We start from the raw sequence: 16,059 nt of genomic DNA, 5'->3' as shown, positions 1-16,059 counted from the left end.
TACCATCGCGGCGCTTAGAGTATGTTGATTGGAGTAAAAAACGTGTTAAAGCTATTACCTTCGTTAGTTATTACTTTGCTTTTTAGTGTCTCAATGAGTCACGCTGAAGTCGCCGCTGCGGCTTTAATCGATGCAGAGAGCTCATCAATCTCGGAGCACCGAATTCGCATAAATGGCGAACGTATTCGCTACACTGCGGAAGTTGGAACTCAGCCAGTCTTTGACGACAGTGGACATCCGACGGCAACACTCTTTTACACTTACTACCGGCGCACTGATGTGGGTGATGATCCAAACCGCCCGTTATTGATCTCTTTTAACGGTGGGCCTGGTTCGGCTTCGGTTTGGATGCATGTCGCCTATACCGGACCGAAGGTTCTTAACATTGACGAGGAAGGCTATCCAGTTCAGCCTTACGGAGTGCAAGAAAACCCGTTCTCAGTCCTCGATGTGGCCGATATCGTTTTTGTTAATCCAGTTAACACTGGATTTTCGCGCGTATTGCCGAAAGCCGATGGCTCCATGCCAAGTCGAGAAGAACAGCAAGGTATGTTCTTTGGTGTCAATGAGGACATTAATTATCTTGCGGGATGGGTCGAAACGTTTGTGACTCGCAAAGATCGTTGGCGTTCCCCTAAGTTCTTGATTGGAGAGAGTTACGGAACAACTCGTGTTTCCGGATTGGCGCTTGCGCTGCAAAACAGCGAATGGATGTATCTCAATGGCGTAATTCTTGTTTCACCAACGGATATTGGTATTGAGCGAAATGGCCCTGTTGAAGTGGCCAACCGACTACCATATTTTGCCGCCACGGCTTGGTATCACCAACAGCTTGAGGAGCGTTATCAGAGCCTTGCACTGCTGGACTACCTGGAAGAGGTTGAAGCCTATGCCGTGAATCAGTATCTCCCTGCGCTAGCTAAGGGAGCCTTCTTAGCTGACGATGAGCGCGACGAAGTCGCGGCTCAGGTTGCGGCCTATTCAGGTTTAAGTGAGCTAGAGGTACAGCAGAATAACCTAGATATCGCCAATAGCGTATTTTGGAAGTCACTACTTCGAGATGAAGGGTTTACAGTTGGTCGTTTGGACTCTCGCTACAAGGGTATAGACCGACGCTTGGCAGGTGATAGACCGGACTATTGGGCCGAGCTAACTAGTTGGCTGCATTCTTTCACGCCGGCAATTAATTACTATCTCCGCGAGGAATTGGGCTACAAGACTGATGTTAAATACAACATGTTTGGCCCAGTACACCCTTGGAACCGAGAGGGCAACCAAGCGGGCGAGGACCTCCGTCAGGCCATGGCGCAGAATCCATATCTTAATGTGTTAATTCAATCTGGCTACTACGACGGTGCAACGAATTATTTCGACGCTAAGTATACTATGTGGCAATTAGACCCAAGTGGTCGTATGCGCGACAGGATGAGTTTCGCTGGCTATGAAAGTGGCCATATGATGTATCTGCGCCGCGAGGACCTTGAGTTATCTAATGAAGACCTCAGGCAGTTCATTATCAACTCCCTGCCAGCACAGGGTGAAGCGGCCAAGTACGATTAATCTGACGGCCATAACAATAAAAAATACCGAGAGGAGTTAAAAATGAAATTAGCAGCATTATTATCGGCGACATTGATCTCGCTGACACTAGCTAGCCACGCTGAGGTGTCTCAATCGCAGGAGATAACCATTGAAGTTGAGGAGCGTGCCGACTCCTCGGCCGATACGAGAGAAATTCACCTCAATCTAGAGGTAAACGGTGAGACGGCGGAATTGGTTTTCAACCCAGAAATGGTGGCGACGCAAGAGGGACGCGATGCGCTCATAGCAGACTTACCTCCATCGCTGCAAACGGTGCTGGGAAGAGAGCTTGGAAGATTAGCGTCGGAGATGGGCAAGTTGGAGCTAGATATCAACATTGAAGTCGACGGCGAGCGCCATGAGGTTCGTGAATTGGTGTGGCTCGAAGAGGGCTCTGACGACAATGTGTTTGAGCACAAGGTCGTAATGATTGACGAGGAAAATCACGGTAGTGAGGCGGATTTAATTGTTCGTTTAATTGAGCGAGCGGAGCTATCAGAGGAGCAAATTAATCAGATACTTTCTGCCGTTGAGGCCAAGCTCGAGTAGCTGATCTTAGTGGCTAATAGAGGGATTCGCAGCAAGGACACGTCCGGAAGGACGGTCTCAATCGAAGCCGCTAGAGTGTCTCATCTTGAAGGCACCTAAGCTAAGGGGCTAGTCAGCGCTCGAGAAGAGCGCTAGGCCGCCCCTCGTCTAACTAGCGACGTGCCTTGTTGAATTCACGTAGGCGTTTGAACACGTCCACACCAAGCTGGTGGTAAACGTGAAGGATGTCCACTAAGACCCAATTTTCACGGATTAGCTCGCCTTCACAGCGCCAGAAATCCAGACTTCTCATGGTAATTTTTTGTCCTGACGGTGCAATACCAAGCCAGCCATCGCCGCTGACGCTCATGAACATCCCCGGCCAGGCCGTAAAGCCCACGTAGTCACCATCACCTAACAGATAGCCCTTGGCAGCATCGCCAACTCTATCGGGTAAGCCATTAAGGAAGGGAATCTGGTGCCAATTACGGAAATTTTGGATGTTCCGCGCGGTGCCAATTCCAGCTGGGCCATACCAGCTACAGCGCTTATGCCAGTAGTCATTAAGGCGCATGGCCTCTACGCCACCTGTAGCGTAATTGCCCAGCGCGTTGCACATATTTAGCACCGAGGTGGCAGATTCATCGGCGTGCGTGTCAGAATGGTTAGTAATAGTGAGGCCATCCTGAGTTGCTGGGCCAGGTACGTGCCACTCTCGACCTAAACTAGGAGACATCGGCCAAGCGTTAGCCTGTATCATGACTTCGGGAATATCCCACAGCGCCTGAAGCTCGGTAACTTTCCCTTCACTGATGCGATAGAATTCGTGAAAGCGCATGGACACCATGTGCCCGGTGGCGGGGATGTCTAACCAGTCCGCTTCAAAGCTGCCGCAATAGTATCCGCAGCAACCCACCCATTGACTGCCATCGCTATTCTCGCCAGCCATGACAATCGTGTCACGACGTTCGAGGTCCGGAATAGCTGCATAAAGGTCAGTGTACACTTGCTTTAACGCAGCAATGTCGGGCAACGTCTCAAATGGGAAAGCAAGTTGCAGTAGAGCGGAGTGATGGAATACTTCGTCTATTGCGCCATGTAATTCTGCTACCCCGCCGTTGTAGCCAGCGTCTCTGAGCGGTTGGATGGCAACTTTGAGAAGTTCACGGTTCATAATTCACCTTTTGCATTCGAAGTCATTTGACCTAGGATATACATTAATACCGGGTATTCCAATAACTAGATAATAGAAGAGAAGTAATAACATGATGGTTCGATGGTTTGTAATTTGGCTGGTGTCGCTGAGTATGTTGGTAGCCACTGCTCAAGCAAAGGAAGGTATCTCTCTCGGCGAACTTCAGGAGTGGGTAGGTGAATCAACCGGTAGTCAGTTCGAGTTCCCTCATTCTGCAGTTGAACAGGGAGGACTTGTTCATCAGACGGTAGCTTTTCAGTCCGACGGTCTGAATCAGTTCGCGCTGATAGTGCATCCAAATCGTGTCGCGCCGGAGGCCGGTTGGCCAATCTTAATCTTTAATCATGGCTATCATCCTAACCCCCCCCCAATATGGTATTTCGGCGGATGGTACGGTGAGTCGTCCGGGTGATTACTATCGTGGACTCGTCACGGCGTATGCGCAGTTGGGATATTTGGTGGTGGCTGCAGACTATCGCGGTCATAATCGTTCCGACGGGCTGGAATATACCCGCAGAGCTTATGCGGCGCATTACTATACGCGCGATGTGATTGCCAGCTATTGGGCAGCGATGAAACTAGAGAATGTGAATACTGATCAAGTAGTAATGGCAGGTCACTCGATGGGTGGTGGTATCACGCAACGAGCTGTAATAGCGTTAGGAGATCGCTTAGCGGCTGCATCCATCTGGTCCACGGCGGGAGAGGATTTCCTCCGCTACTGGATGATCGAAGCATTATCAACCGGAGCGGTGACTGATTCGAATACCAAGACTAAGTCGGTACTTGATTCGCTTTTGATTGAGCTCCGCGCTGGAGATTACAGTTTCAGTGACTTAGCGGTGGCGCCTGTTGTCTCAGAGATAGCGGTCCCCTTGATGATTCAACATGCACGGGACGATCAAACCACTGCGGCGGAAAATAGTATTGTTTTAGCTGCCCAGCTGTACCAGGCGAATAAAGCTTATCAGCTCTATCTCTATGATGATCGCGACCATCTATTCAGGGGAGGCCTCTTTGATGAAGCGATTAGGCGGGATCAGCAGTTCTTTGCAAAGGCACTTGGTAACTAGGGCGGCTAATGCAATTTCCTAGCCATTTACGGTATATACTCTTAGTTATGCTGAGCGGGAATCTAGTCTACAGGCTTCCCACTTAGGGTAACTTGGCAAAGCGGTATATTTATATTAGAATTAACTAATATATGGTAGTGATTAGAGGAATTCTCCATGAACACAAGCGACATACTACAACCAGTGGTCACTCATTTCTTTGAGCCAGACTCAAATACCTACAGCTATGTTGTTCAAGACCCTAGCTCTTCGAGTTGTGCAATTATCGATTCAACCCTTGATTTTGATTACGCCTCAGGATCGATTAGTCATCGAGGCGCGGATGAGATTATTGCCTTCGTTCGCGAGAAGAATCTATCGGTTGAATGGATCATCGAGACGCATGTTCATGCAGATCATCTGTCGGCAGCACCCTACCTAAAGGAATCTTTGGGTGGAAAAATAGCCATTGGAGCCCATATCACCACCGTCCAGAAAACCTTCGGTGTTATCTTCAATGAGGGGCAGGACTTTCTGAGGGATGGTACTCAATTTGATCATCTTTTCTCAGAGGGCGAGCATTATCAGGTGGGTAATCTAACCGCCACCGCGATGCACACCCCAGGACATACTCCTGCCTGCTTTACCCATGTTATGGGTGATGCAGTGTTTGTGGGGGATACGCTATTCATGCCCGATGCAGGTACCGCCAGAGCTGATTTCCCAGGTGGTGACGCCGGGATATTATTCGATTCGATTCAAAAGATTCTAGCGCTGCCAGATAACTACCGAGTATTCATGTGTCACGACTATGGACCTAACGGCCGAGAGCTGCGTTTTGAAACCACCATTGCAGCAGAGCGTATTCATAATATTCACGTGGGTGAGGGAAAGCAGAAAGCTGACTTTGTGGCTGCGCGAGAAGCTCGCGATGCAACCCTGGATATGCCACGTTTAATTTTACCCTCGTTGCAGGTTAATATGAGAGCAGGTGATCTACCGAAGCCCGATACCAATGGCTTGGTGTACTTAAAGATACCCATCAACGCGTTTAATGAATAGGAATAACAATATGCTAGGTAAGCAATTAAGTGACTCGATTACGGTATCGGGGCAGATAACTACGGCAGACGTTGCCGAGCTGGCGGCTAATGGTGTTAAAGTGATCGTCTGTAACCGTCCAGATGGCGAATCCTCAGATCAAACGCCGTTTGCAGAAATCGAATCCGTTGCTCAGGACCATGGCATCACGATTCATCATATCCCGTTTTCTGGCAGTGGCTTAGCTAAGGAGCATGTGGACGCCTTCGCCCCAATCCTAGCCAGCCAGCAACCGCTACATATGTATTGTCGAACGGGAAATCGCTGTCAAAACTTGTATCAAGCTACCTTGGGTGTCATTGCCCAAGCTGGCACTGCCAATCAGCCGCAAACGCACGCCGCGATGCCACATTACGATGTGGTCATTATTGGTGCAGGCTCCGCTGGAGTGGGAGTGGCAGCAAGCCTATTGAAGCGTTCCTCGATGTTGCGAATTGCGATGATTGATCCTGCTAACGAACATTACTATCAACCCGGATGGACGCTGGTCGGTGCAGGCGAAATGACCGCTGAGTCCACTCGACGCGAAACCAAGAAAATGATTCCCAAGGGAGTTACCTGGCGTAAGCAAGCGGCGGTAAACATTAGCGTGAATGAAAAGGTGGTTGAACTCGATGATGGCAGTCGAGTTGGCTATCAACAGTTAATTGTCTGTCCGGGATTAGTCCTTGATTGGGATGGTATTGAGGGGCTATCTGAAACGCTGGGACGTAATGGAGTTACCTCAAACTACCGCTATGATTTAGCCCCCTATACCTGGGAGCTGGTGTCGTCGCTCACAGCGGGTACAGCACTGTTTACCCAGCCAGCAATGCCCATTAAGTGTGCCGGCGCGCCGCAAAAGGCGATGTACTTATCGGCGGATCATTGGCGCCGAAATGGCGTATTACCGCAGGTGGAAGTCCAGTTTCACACGGTCACACCCGGCCTGTTCGGGGTAGCAGACTTCGTCCCGACATTGAAAGGATTTTGTGATCAGTACGGCGCTCAGGTGAACACACAAAGTCGTTTAGTTAAAGTCGATGGTGATAGGAAGATCGCCTGGTTTGAAGATGTTAGCGCAGAAGGTACATCAATACGTGAACAAAGCTTCGATATGATTCACGTTTGCCCCCCACAGAAGGCGCCGAGTTTTGTAGCGCAGAGCGGCTTGGGTGACCCAGGTGGTTGGTTGTCGGTTGATGCTGGCACACTGCAGTCTACCGTAGATGAAAACATTTGGGGTGTCGGCGATGTGATTAGCGCGGCGAATGCGAAAACTATGGCCGCGGCTCGGAAACAAGTGGTGGTGGTAGCGAATCAGATAATGGCAAAGCGCGCAGGTACCACGAGCACTCACTTATATGATGGCTACGGGGCCTGCCCGTTAACTGTCGCACAGGGTAGAGTGGTGTTAGCTGAGTTTGGTTATGGTGGAAGACTGCTTCCTTCCTTTCCAGCTTGGTTAAATCGCGCGACGTCGGCGACGCGTTTTGGCTGGTTGCTGAAGAAGCGAGTCATGCCGTGGGTATACTGGAATTTGATGGCCAAGGGTCGCGAGTGGCTCACCCGAACGAATCCGGAAAAGTAGTTAGTAATGATGGATTGGTTACCCGCTAGACAGTGGATCGCCACCTATAGCAAGGCAGACTTTAGTGGTGACCTGATCGCAGCGGTCATTGTCACTATTCTCTTGATTCCTCAGAGCTTAGCCTATGCTATGTTGGCTGGCGTTCCGCCAGAGGTGGGTTTATACGCTAGTATACTTCCTTTGATAGCCTACGGACTTTGGGGAACTAGTAGCACACTGAGCGTAGGTCCGGTAGCCGTAGTAAGCTTGATGACGGCGGCGACGCTTGGTGAAGTGGCCGTGTCGGGTTCTGCTCATTATCTCGTTGCAGCCGCAACCTTAGCACTGCTAAGTGGGCTCTTTCTGCTTGTGATGGGGCTTATGCGCCTTGGCATGGTGACCCATTTTCTTTCCCATGCGGTGATCTCGGGGTTCATATCAGCGTCGGGGCTGATTATCGCCTTCGGTCAGGCGCGTCATGTCTTTGGGGTTGAGGGCAGTGGCGCTAGCTTAACGGCTATTCTGCCCTCACTATGGGCCTCTCTACCGGCTACCAATTGGCTAACGGCTGCTTTGGGGCTTAGTGTGATTGTCTTTCTCTACTGGAATAAAGCTTATACCGCAGCAATCGTGCGGCGTTATCTACCCGTTTCCTCCGCCACCGCTGGAGCGATAGCCAGAGCGACACCAATTATTGCCGTAGTAGGTAGTATTATTGCCGTATTCTGGGGTGGTCTAGATCAACGGGGTGTTGCGATCACCGGTTCAATACCCAGTGGTTTACCGCCTCTCAACTTTGCGCTGCCATCCTTTGAATTGGTTCAACAACTCTGGTTGCCAGCGTTGCTCATTTCAATTATCGGCTACGTTGAATCCGTCTCAGTGGGGCGAACTCTGGCGGCTAAACGCCGTGAAAAAATCACTCCTAATCAGGAGCTAATTGGGTTGGGGATGGCTAATGTCGCCAGCTCTGTGTCATCTGGGTTTCCGGTCACCGGTGGATTTGCTCGATCAGTAGTAAACTTTGATGCGGGTGCAAGAACTCAAGCAGCAAGTCTGTACACCGCAGCAGGAATTGCGGTGGCCTCATTGCTGCTAACACCCGCGCTTTATTACCTACCTAAGGCTGCGCTCGCGGCGACTATTATTGTTGCAGTGCTAGGCTTAATTGATTTTAGTATCTTCCGTAAGACTTGGCGTTGTGCAAGAAGTGATTTCTGGGCGGCATTGGGTACGGTCTTAATTACTCTGATATGGGGTGTTGAGGTGGGCGTTGCAAGTGGCGTCATTATCTCCATTGGGTTGCATCTTTATCGGACCTCAAAACCACATGTGGCCGAAGTCGGATTAGTTGAGGGTACTGAGCACTTTCGTAATGTAAATCGTTATCGGGTCCTGACCGATCCTACGCTTTACTCAGTTCGACCGGATGAGAGCCTGTTCTTTGCTAATGCTAGCTACTTAGATGAGATGATTCATGATGCGGTATATCAGCGCGATGAGATTCATCATGTGATTCTATTTTGTTCGGCGGTGAACGAAGTTGATTTTAGCGGACTTGAGATGTTGGAGAGTTTGAACCACTCGCTTCTGGATCAGGGAATCAAACTTCATCTCGCTGAAGTAAAAGGTCCGGTGCTAGATACGCTCACCGCAAGTGGACTGATTGATGAACTATCAGGACAGACATTTCTTACTCAATTCGAGGCGTTTTCGGCACTAAAAAGTACCTAGTGAGGCATCTTTTAGCGTGGTGTGAACTCCCGATTATCACTATAGAGCGAATAACAAGAAGGTGAATCGCTAGGTGGCGAGGAGCCAAATCCCCAGAGCAATCATCACTGTACCGGAAATTCGTTCTAGCAGCTGTGCATTGCCTGGCTTCTCCAATAATTTTCGTAAACTACGACCACCTGAAGCGTAGGCGAGAAGGGAAATGAATTCGGTACAGAAAATAACTAACACGAGAGTAGTTAGTTGCGGCGCCAAGGGTTTGGATTCGTTAATAAACGGCGGAAGTAAGGCGACCATAAAGGCCCATCCCTTAGGGTTGGCAATAGCAGTAATAAACCCCTGGCTAAAGAGCGCCTTCGCTGAACTAACGGAAGTATTGGCTAGATGAAACTCACCCACCGCTTGCCGCCAGCTTTTAACGCCAAGGTAAATGAGATAACCGCCCCCCAGAATCTTTAGAATAGTGAAAGCAATTGGAACGCTCAAGAGCAGTGCTGCAACACCCATTACTGAGGAAATGGCAACTAAAGCAACGCCCAGTAGCTCTCCCCACATCATCCAAAGGGTTCGCCTAACCCCGTATCGAATCCCCAACGTCAAGGCGAGCGTCATACATAAGCCGGGCGTGATAGAAACAAGGAAAAAGGTGGGGAAAAAGAGCAGGGCAATTTGCCAATCCACAGCGTATAAACTCCCAGAAAAACTTGAATGCAAAGCTATCATGAAGGCTAGGTAGGTGTCGATGATAAAAAATTCTAGCGAAGCGCACTTGAATGGTTTGTAATAGTTAATATGTTAAATTATATCAACCTTCTATATCGTCTTGCTGCGGGACTACTTTTAGTCGTGTCTACGCCCCTGGTTTTCGCTCAGACTCCGGATGCTAATTACCCTGAATCTGCCAAAGGTGTAGAGATTGATGCGAAGTATATTTATGCAACCGTCCTAGGTTCCGGTATTTACTCAATACGAGACGAGCGAGTTGTAGTGTTAAATATACCGGTATCGATGGATTTAACTGAGTCGGAAGGTTCTCAACCGCATTGGCGTCTACTTCTCCCCATACAGGTAGGCTACGAAAGCCTGGGTAACGACTTAGTTAATGAGTGGTTACCTCGGGAGTTTGCTTCCTTCAGTCTGCTTCCCGGTATCGAATATGTCTACCCCATCAGTGACACCTTTCGCATACGACCTTTTGTCAACGCTGGAGTGGGCTATGACTTCGGCTCCGACGATCTAGTTAGGTTTTGGCAAGTAGGTGTAAAGCTGCAAAATGAATGGCAGCCGAATGACGACTGGAAGATTCGCAGCGCCCAACGCTTTGTATATGCTCATGAGAGTCAAAAGTCCGTTGGCGAATCATCGAGCCTATCGATGATTCAGTTGGGGTTCGACTTTCGTCGAAACTTGGGCTTTGAGTTATGGGATAGAAAGGTTGGCTTAAGCACCTTTGTAATGTGGCAGCACTTCCCCAAACAATTGATATTTACCAACGATTATCGTAACGGTATTAACGTGGATAACCTTTATCAAGTGGGTTTAAGCTTTGGTGTTGCGGAACCTTGGGAGGTTTTTGGAGCCGAGTTCGACCGAGTTTATCTGGGTATAACCCGTGGCAGCGGCGTAAAGGCATTAACCTTCGGGATTGATTTGCCGTTCTAGGCGACTAGTGGCGGCTGTGAGTAATTTTCACTCTCCATTACTTAGTGCTGCACTCCCTCTATACAGCATTACCATAATTTATTAGCGCGCGATAACGCGCAGCTAATAAACCAGGTCATTGCCCTTAAGCTTCTTGTTCAACCTCAAGCCAAACCCGTTTCAGGTTACCACTCATGATTTTTTCGACGTCGTTAATACTATACCCGCGTGCTAAAAGACCCTCGATTAGATTCGGATAGCTTGAAACGTCTTTCAGGCCTACTGGCAGTGTGTCATCAACACCGTCGTAGTCGGAACCGATACCAACCGCGTTGATACCAGCAAGCGCCACGGCATGATCGATATGATCCAATACGTCCTCTAACGTTGCATAGGGGTAGGGATTATCTAATTTCCACTGTTCAACTAGGGCAATGGCCTCCTCCGAATCCGCGTCAGTGACGCCAGCGTTAGCAAGAAATTCTCGTTGCCGAGGGCCGTAGTTGTTTGCAGCTTCAGTTAGGAAGGCACTGCCGAAATTGATAAAGATAACGCCACCCTGTTCGCCAAGTGCGGTGATCATCTCATCCGACATATTACGTTCGAATCCAGGTGTGAAATGACGAGCCGAGCTGTGGCTAGCGATCACGGGTTTGCTAGTGACCTCAAGAACATCGTAAAAGGCCTCATCGGAGACATGTGAAATATCAACCATGATGCCCAGTCGATTCATTTCACGGATCACGGCCTCGCCAAATTCCGTAAGCCCTCCTGCGGGTCGCTCCGTATCATAGCTGGAATCTGCAATATGGTTGCTTCGAGAATGCGCTAGTGTGATGTAGCGAATACCCCGATCGTAGAAGTGCTGAAGATTATCAAGATTTCCCTCAATCGGGGAGCCGTTTTCCATGCCGAGTGGCAGGGCGAGTTTACCCTCAGTCACCGCGATTTCAAGCTCGGACCAAGAGCGAACAATTGCCATTTGATCCGGTGCCTGTGCGACTAATGCTTCAATCATGTCGATAAGTTGATCAGCATTTCCCTTAGAGGTATCTACTTCTTCAAACTCCAGTCCGGCGGGGGTGTAGATCGACATAAAGGGTGCGTTGAGTCCACCAGAGCGAGCACGGGGGACGTCGAAATCACCGGTGGAAGTTGGTGCTAACACGTTCTCATAGTTCGCCTCAAGCCGATAAGGAAGGTCGACGTGCGTGTCGGCGATAATCATTTCTTGGGCTAGAGCCAACGAATTCTCACTCGTTGGGATGGTTGTTGCGGTGTCAGATTGATCGGATTGACAACCAATCAGAGCGATGAAAAATGATGCTGCGGTGAGCGATAGCGAAGTTTTCATGTTGCGTCGTACTCGCGAGTAGTTATTATGATGAGAACTACCATAGCGCAGTTGGGGTTCGCAACACAACGGTGCCATCTTGTCAGCGAGGCGATATGATTCAATTGAGTGAACAACGCGAAAAAGAACTCATTATTCAGCTCGAGAGTATGGTCTCCGAGAGCCGTAACGCCAATTCTCTCGACTTAGACCAATTGAGCACTTTAGATCTCGTTACGTTAATTAATAGTGAAGATGCTACCGTTGCGTCGGCAGTATCACAGGCCCTGGCTGCGATAGCTGATGCGGTTGAACTAGCAGTTAGTGCAATTAAGGATGGCGGAAGGCTAATCTATCTTGGGGCGGGTACCAGCGGTCGCCTGGGTGTACTCGACGCAGTAGAGTGCCCACCCACCTTTTCAGTTCCTCATGGTTTGGTCGTCGGCGTATTAGCTGGTGGCCAGGGAGCTATGTTCAAAGCCGTCGAAGGCGCAGAGGACAGCGTTGAATTAGGTGCTAACGATCTGAAGGCGATAGATTTAACTTCCAAGGACTGCGTGGTGGGTATCGCTGCGAGCGGACGGACCCCCTATGTGATCGGCGGCCTAAGCTACGCTAACTCCTTAGGCGCAAAAACCGTGGCGATGAGTTGTAATCCTGATGGTGCTATCCTTTCTCATGCAGCGGTTGCTATTGCTCTGAGTGTGGGGCCAGAGGTGCTTACCGGATCAACCCGTTTAAAAGCGGGTACCGCACAGAAGCTGGCATTGAACATGCTGTCTACGGCAACGATGGTGAAACTTGGCAAGGTATATCAAAACCTAATGGTGGATGTAGCGGCCTCCAATGAAAAACTGTATGCCAGAGCAGTCAGGATTGTTATGCTGGCGACAGAATGCCCATACGACACCGCAAAGGCTGCGCTGATTAAAAGCGGTTATCGTGCTAAAGTGGCCATATTGATGATACTTAGTAATCTATCGGCTGAAGAAGCTGAAGTCCGCTTGGCATCCAGTAATGGTAAATTAAGTGATGCCGTTTAACTATAGTAATAACTAACGCGCTGCAGAGCCCGTGGAATAAGTATGTCTTGGTTTAGTGTCATACCCCCAATGTTAGCAATCCTGGTTGTGCTGTGGCGCCGTGAAGTTATTCTAGCGCTCGTCACAGCGTTGATCAGTTCAGAAGTTATTACACTGTTACTTGCTGGTTCATCGCCTCTGATGTCACTCTTTGGCGGGCTAATAGGATCGATAGAAAGTACCATCGAAGTGTTAGGTTCTGCTGGCAATGCTCGAATTCTAGTATTTTCGCTTTTAGTTGGGGCGCTGTTAGCTTTTATGCGCCAGTCCGGTGGCGTGAGCGCCTTTGTCGGTCTTCTGGTGAATAAGGGGATTGCTTCTACCCCGCGCAGAACAGGATTACTCACATTCTTTACGGGCGTCTTTGTTTTCATTGAATCTAACCTCAGTGTTTTAACCGCAGGGATTATCTCTCGTGGTCTGTTCGACAAGTTTAAAATGAGCCGAGCGCGATTGGCATATATCATTGACAGTACGAGCGCACCAATTTGCATCCTTATTCTGTTGAATGCTTGGGGTGCCTATATTCTAGGGCTGGTGAGTAACTACGAACTGGGCGAATCTTCGGTAACGATCCTGATTGGGACTATCCCTCTCAATTTCTATGCCTGGTTCACACTGTTGCTAGTACTCTATACCGTCATCACGGGTCGTGTTCATGGCCCAATGAAAAAGTCGGAGAGGAAACTCAGTACTGAAATCGAAACTCAGGTCGAGCAGATTGAAGCCACCAAAGTACGCTACATGCTCTTGCCGTTGGCAACGATGGTTTTTGGTATGATTGGCTTTATGCTGATGACTGGCAACGGCGATATTACCCAGGGTTCTGGATCTCAATCAGTGCTCTATGCAACGCTGTTAGCTCTACTCGTTGCATACACTTTGTTGCGCTTCGGCGGCGGTTATCGACATCAGGGGCTACTAAAGATTGCCTTCGATGGTATGTCCGATCTGCTGCCCTTGGTGATCATTGTGCTCCTATCTCTTGCTTTAGGTACTAGCCTTCGAGCGCTAGGAACGGGGGAATTCATCGCGGGTATTATATCGGCTAACCTGCCACTGTTTATCATTCCGGCTTTGTTGTTTGTCGCGGGCGCCGTAATGTCCTTCACAACAGGTACCTCATGGGGAACCTTCGCCATTCTAGTCCCTATTGGCATGCCCTTGGTCATCAACTTGGATCTTGACGCTGCGTTGGTGTTGTCTGCCATCTTGGGTGGCGGCATCTTTGGTGACCATGCGTCGCCGATATCTGACACGACGGCAGTCAGTTCGGTGGCATCGGGTTGTGACTTACTTGAGCACGTGGAGACACAAATGCCCTACGCACTAACAAGTGGCGCAGCGGCCTTCATTGCCTACATTATTGCGGGTATCGTCACCATCTAACTATGACTTCCGTGGCGCATTGAGTCATGTTTCATTCGGAATGTTCCACTACTATTAGCTAATCTAACTGATTCGCTGGGCGGAGATAATGAAGATGGCGACCAAAAACACACATTCCGTAAGCGAATATAGTATTTTTGAAGAGCGCCTAAATGTGCTTTCACATGTCATTGGTCTGCTGCTCGCCGTCCTGGGTTCGGTGCTCCTGCTAATTAGAGCGGTGAGTATCGGGGAAGTTGTACACATTGTTAGTTTTGGTGTCTATGGCGCCAGTATGATCATACTGTATGCCGCTTCTTCACTCTATCACTCAGCAAAGAATCCGATAGCTCGACGACACTTAAAGGTTTTTGATCATGCCGCCATTTATATACTAATCGCCGGTAGTTACACACCCTTCACGCTCGTTGTGCTTAGTGGTTGGGTGGGTTGGACGCTCTTCGGAATAGTATGGGGAATGGCTGCTTGTGGAGTTGTACTGAAGATCTTCTTCACGGGGCGTTATCACAAGGTATCAACGGCAATTTATGTACTCATGGGGTGGTTAATTGTGCTCGCTATTAAGCCACTCTCTGAAGGACTGCCTGAAGCTGGAGTTCAGTGGTTAGTTGCCGGCGGTATCAGCTATACGGTTGGCGCATTACTTTACAGTATCAGGCGGCTTCCTCTGAATCACGCACTCTTCCACGTGTTTGTAGTACTAGGGACAGTTTTTCAATTTATTACTGTCTACGAATATATTCTCATTATGCCTCGATAACGCTTCCCTCGCGGTAATTCGTCCATCGGGTAAGTCTTGAAGCTTGCTCTCCCCAATGTCAATCTCGAGTATTATTTTAAGTGGCTCAGGGCGTCAGACCGTGCTTAAATAATTAATACATATACTTGAGTTGAGATCTTAACTATGGCGGGTGCAAGTCTATTCGCATTATTCGACGATATCGCAGCGGTTCTCGATGACGTAGCAGTGATGTCTAAAGTAGCAGCGAAGAAAACCGCTGGGGTATTAGGTGATGATCTAGCGCTAAACGCAGAACAGGTTAGCGGTGTTAGAGCTGAGCGTGAGTTACCAGTAGTCTGGGCAGTTGCTAAGGGTTCGATGTTGAACAAGTTAATCCTTGTGCCCGCCGCGCTTGTTATCAGTGCTATTCTGCCTCAGCTGATTCTCCCAGCTCTTATGCTGGGCGGGCTTTATCTCTGCTATGAAGGCTCGGAGAAAATCTGGCATCACATCGCGCATCGCACTGAGCGCGTGGAAGAAAAGGCAGTACTCTTATCTGCGCTCCAGCACCCCGAAATTGACTTAGCAGTACTCGAACGCGATAAAATTCGCGGTGCGATCCGAACGGACTTTATTCTTTCTGCCGAAATCATCGTAATTGTTCTGGGAACCGTTGCGAGTGCAACACTCTTAAATAAGGCTCTTGTCTTATCGCTCATCGCGTTTGCTATGACGATAGGTGTTTATGGTTTAGTCGCCTTCATTGTTAAGTTAGACGATATGGCACTCTATATGGTCAACCACGCAAGTGAATCAATTTGGGGACGGGTACAAAAGAAAATGGGTCTCTCTATCTTGGCTTTCTGTCCATGGCTGATGAAATCTTTATCGGTAATAGGGACGATTGCTATGTTCCTTGTGGGTGGCGGAATAATCACACATGGCATACCTATGATTGAACATGCTATTCACAGCTTAGCATTGCCGCTGGAAGTGATTAGTGTGGTGCTTATGCAGGGCTTAGTTGGACTATTAGTTGGCGCGGTTGCTGTAGTTTTGATGTCAGCTGCGAAGGCGATTTACCGAAAGATTAAGACTGCAGTTTAAATGGTGGGGCGCGGCGAAACGGTTATCGTTAGGACGTTCAAAAAAG

15 protein-coding genes are annotated in these 16,059 nt (G+C 49.1%); 12 read left to right on the top strand and 3 right to left on the bottom strand.

The features are described 5' to 3' along the window. Nucleotides 1-42: 42 nt before the first annotated feature. Both Q0698_RS00620 and Q0698_RS00615 read left to right on the top strand, forming a co-directional pair. Nucleotides 43-1,560 carry a hypothetical protein gene (locus Q0698_RS00620; protein ID WP_298632719.1) on the top strand — a complete coding sequence of 506 codons (1,518 nt, stop codon included), beginning with the start codon at nucleotides 43-45 and terminating at the stop codon, nucleotides 1,558-1,560. A gap of 42 nt (nucleotides 1,561-1,602) precedes the next feature. Next, entirely contained in the window at nucleotides 1,603-2,130 is a 528-nt protein-coding gene (locus Q0698_RS00615) for a hypothetical protein (RefSeq protein WP_298632717.1), read from the top strand. A gap of 151 nt (nucleotides 2,131-2,281) precedes the next feature. On the opposite strand, the gene Q0698_RS00610 is transcribed toward Q0698_RS00615, so the two are convergent. Beyond that, on the bottom strand, nucleotides 2,282-3,283 hold the full coding sequence (locus Q0698_RS00610; RefSeq protein WP_298632715.1) for an ester cyclase: 1,002 nt from the start codon (nucleotides 3,281-3,283) through the stop codon (nucleotides 2,282-2,284). 91 nt (nucleotides 3,284-3,374) lie between these two features. Between Q0698_RS00610 and Q0698_RS00605 the strand changes: the two genes are divergently transcribed. From Q0698_RS00605 to sulP, 5 genes are all read left to right on the top strand, one after another. Continuing rightward, the gene (locus Q0698_RS00605) at nucleotides 3,375-3,716 is read left to right on the top strand and encodes a hypothetical protein (protein WP_298632713.1); all 342 of its coding nucleotides are present in this window, start codon (nucleotides 3,375-3,377) and stop codon (nucleotides 3,714-3,716) included. Beyond that, the gene (locus Q0698_RS00600; RefSeq protein ID WP_298632711.1) at nucleotides 3,700-4,377 is read left to right on the top strand and encodes an alpha/beta fold hydrolase; all 678 of its coding nucleotides are present in this window, start codon (nucleotides 3,700-3,702) and stop codon (nucleotides 4,375-4,377) included. Before Q0698_RS00605 ends, Q0698_RS00600 begins: the two co-directional genes overlap by 17 nt. Nucleotides 4,378-4,533: 156 nt before the next feature. Beyond that, nucleotides 4,534-5,418, top strand: coding sequence for an MBL fold metallo-hydrolase (locus tag Q0698_RS00595; protein ID WP_298632709.1), 885 nt, complete (start codon nucleotides 4,534-4,536; stop codon nucleotides 5,416-5,418). 10 nt (nucleotides 5,419-5,428) lie between these two features. Continuing rightward, nucleotides 5,429-7,027 (top strand): bifunctional protein tyrosine phosphatase family protein/NAD(P)/FAD-dependent oxidoreductase, encoded by a 1,599-nt coding sequence (locus Q0698_RS00590; RefSeq protein WP_298632708.1) that lies wholly within the window; start codon nucleotides 5,429-5,431, stop codon nucleotides 7,025-7,027. A 6-nt stretch (nucleotides 7,028-7,033) separates the two neighbouring features. Further along, a complete protein-coding gene (sulP, locus tag Q0698_RS00585; protein ID WP_298632706.1) occupies nucleotides 7,034-8,740 on the top strand; it encodes a sulfate permease in 1,707 nt (568 codons plus the stop codon). 69 nt (nucleotides 8,741-8,809) lie between these two features. Here the strand turns inward: sulP and Q0698_RS00580 are convergent, their stop codons facing one another. Next, nucleotides 8,810-9,421: a LysE family translocator gene (locus Q0698_RS00580; protein WP_298632704.1), complete on the bottom strand. Its 612-nt coding sequence runs from the start codon at nucleotides 9,419-9,421 to the stop codon at nucleotides 8,810-8,812. A 111-nt stretch (nucleotides 9,422-9,532) separates the two neighbouring features. On the opposite strand from Q0698_RS00580, the gene Q0698_RS00575 reads away from it, so the two are divergent. Beyond that, nucleotides 9,533-10,402 (top strand): hypothetical protein, encoded by an 870-nt coding sequence (locus Q0698_RS00575; RefSeq protein WP_298632702.1) that lies wholly within the window; start codon nucleotides 9,533-9,535, stop codon nucleotides 10,400-10,402. A 124-nt stretch (nucleotides 10,403-10,526) separates the two neighbouring features. On the opposite strand, the gene Q0698_RS00570 is transcribed toward Q0698_RS00575, so the two are convergent. After that, nucleotides 10,527-11,735 carry a dipeptidase gene (locus tag Q0698_RS00570; protein WP_298632700.1) on the bottom strand — a complete coding sequence of 403 codons (1,209 nt, stop codon included), beginning with the start codon at nucleotides 11,733-11,735 and terminating at the stop codon, nucleotides 10,527-10,529. 95 nt (nucleotides 11,736-11,830) lie between these two features. On the opposite strand from Q0698_RS00570, the gene murQ reads away from it, so the two are divergent. From murQ to Q0698_RS00550, 4 genes are all read left to right on the top strand, one after another. Then, on the top strand, nucleotides 11,831-12,757 hold the full coding sequence (murQ, locus tag Q0698_RS00565) for an N-acetylmuramic acid 6-phosphate etherase (protein ID WP_298632698.1): 927 nt from the start codon (nucleotides 11,831-11,833) through the stop codon (nucleotides 12,755-12,757). Between the two features lie 42 nt (nucleotides 12,758-12,799). Continuing rightward, nucleotides 12,800-14,185, top strand: a complete 1,386-nt coding sequence (locus Q0698_RS00560) for a Na+/H+ antiporter NhaC family protein (RefSeq protein ID WP_298632696.1) — start codon at nucleotides 12,800-12,802, stop codon at nucleotides 14,183-14,185. Nucleotides 14,186-14,279: 94 nt separating this feature from the next. After that, nucleotides 14,280-14,945, top strand: a complete 666-nt coding sequence (locus Q0698_RS00555; RefSeq protein ID WP_298632694.1) for a hemolysin III family protein — start codon at nucleotides 14,280-14,282, stop codon at nucleotides 14,943-14,945. 144 nt (nucleotides 14,946-15,089) lie between these two features. Further along, nucleotides 15,090-16,013 carry a DUF808 domain-containing protein gene (locus Q0698_RS00550; protein WP_298632692.1) on the top strand — a complete coding sequence of 308 codons (924 nt, stop codon included), beginning with the start codon at nucleotides 15,090-15,092 and terminating at the stop codon, nucleotides 16,011-16,013. The last annotated feature ends 46 nt before the right edge of the window (nucleotides 16,014-16,059 follow it).

Origin of the sequence: uncultured Umboniibacter sp. (assembly GCF_947497555.1) — a bacterium.
In the GTDB taxonomy this organism is placed as follows: Bacteria; Pseudomonadota; Gammaproteobacteria; order Pseudomonadales; family DSM-25080; genus Umboniibacter.
The sequence above is the reverse complement of the archived record's forward strand: the minus strand, read 5'-3'. Positions and strand labels throughout refer to the sequence as shown.

Excerpts from the sequence above, each read along its gene's own strand:
- sulP (WP_298632706.1), top strand. The coding sequence starts at position 7,034 with ATGATGGATTGGTTACCCGCTAGACAGTGGATCGCCACCTATAGCAAG.
- Q0698_RS00550 (WP_298632692.1), top strand. The coding sequence starts at position 15,090 with ATGGCGGGTGCAAGTCTATTCGCATTATTCGACGATATCGCAGCGGTT.
- Q0698_RS00605 (WP_298632713.1), top strand. The coding sequence starts at position 3,375 with ATGATGGTTCGATGGTTTGTAATTTGGCTGGTGTCGCTGAGTATGTTG.
- Q0698_RS00595 (WP_298632709.1), top strand. The coding sequence starts at position 4,534 with ATGAACACAAGCGACATACTACAACCAGTGGTCACTCATTTCTTTGAG.
- murQ (WP_298632698.1), top strand. The coding sequence starts at position 11,831 with ATGATTCAATTGAGTGAACAACGCGAAAAAGAACTCATTATTCAGCTC.
- Q0698_RS00615 (WP_298632717.1), top strand. The coding sequence starts at position 1,603 with ATGAAATTAGCAGCATTATTATCGGCGACATTGATCTCGCTGACACTA.
- Q0698_RS00570 (WP_298632700.1), bottom strand. The coding sequence starts at position 11,735 with ATGAAAACTTCGCTATCGCTCACCGCAGCATCATTTTTCATCGCTCTG.
- Q0698_RS00555 (WP_298632694.1), top strand. The coding sequence starts at position 14,280 with ATGGCGACCAAAAACACACATTCCGTAAGCGAATATAGTATTTTTGAA.
- Q0698_RS00610 (WP_298632715.1), bottom strand. The coding sequence starts at position 3,283 with ATGAACCGTGAACTTCTCAAAGTTGCCATCCAACCGCTCAGAGACGCT.
- Q0698_RS00560 (WP_298632696.1), top strand. The coding sequence starts at position 12,800 with ATGTCTTGGTTTAGTGTCATACCCCCAATGTTAGCAATCCTGGTTGTG.
- Q0698_RS00575 (WP_298632702.1), top strand. The coding sequence starts at position 9,533 with ATGTTAAATTATATCAACCTTCTATATCGTCTTGCTGCGGGACTACTT.
- Q0698_RS00590 (WP_298632708.1), top strand. The coding sequence starts at position 5,429 with ATGCTAGGTAAGCAATTAAGTGACTCGATTACGGTATCGGGGCAGATA.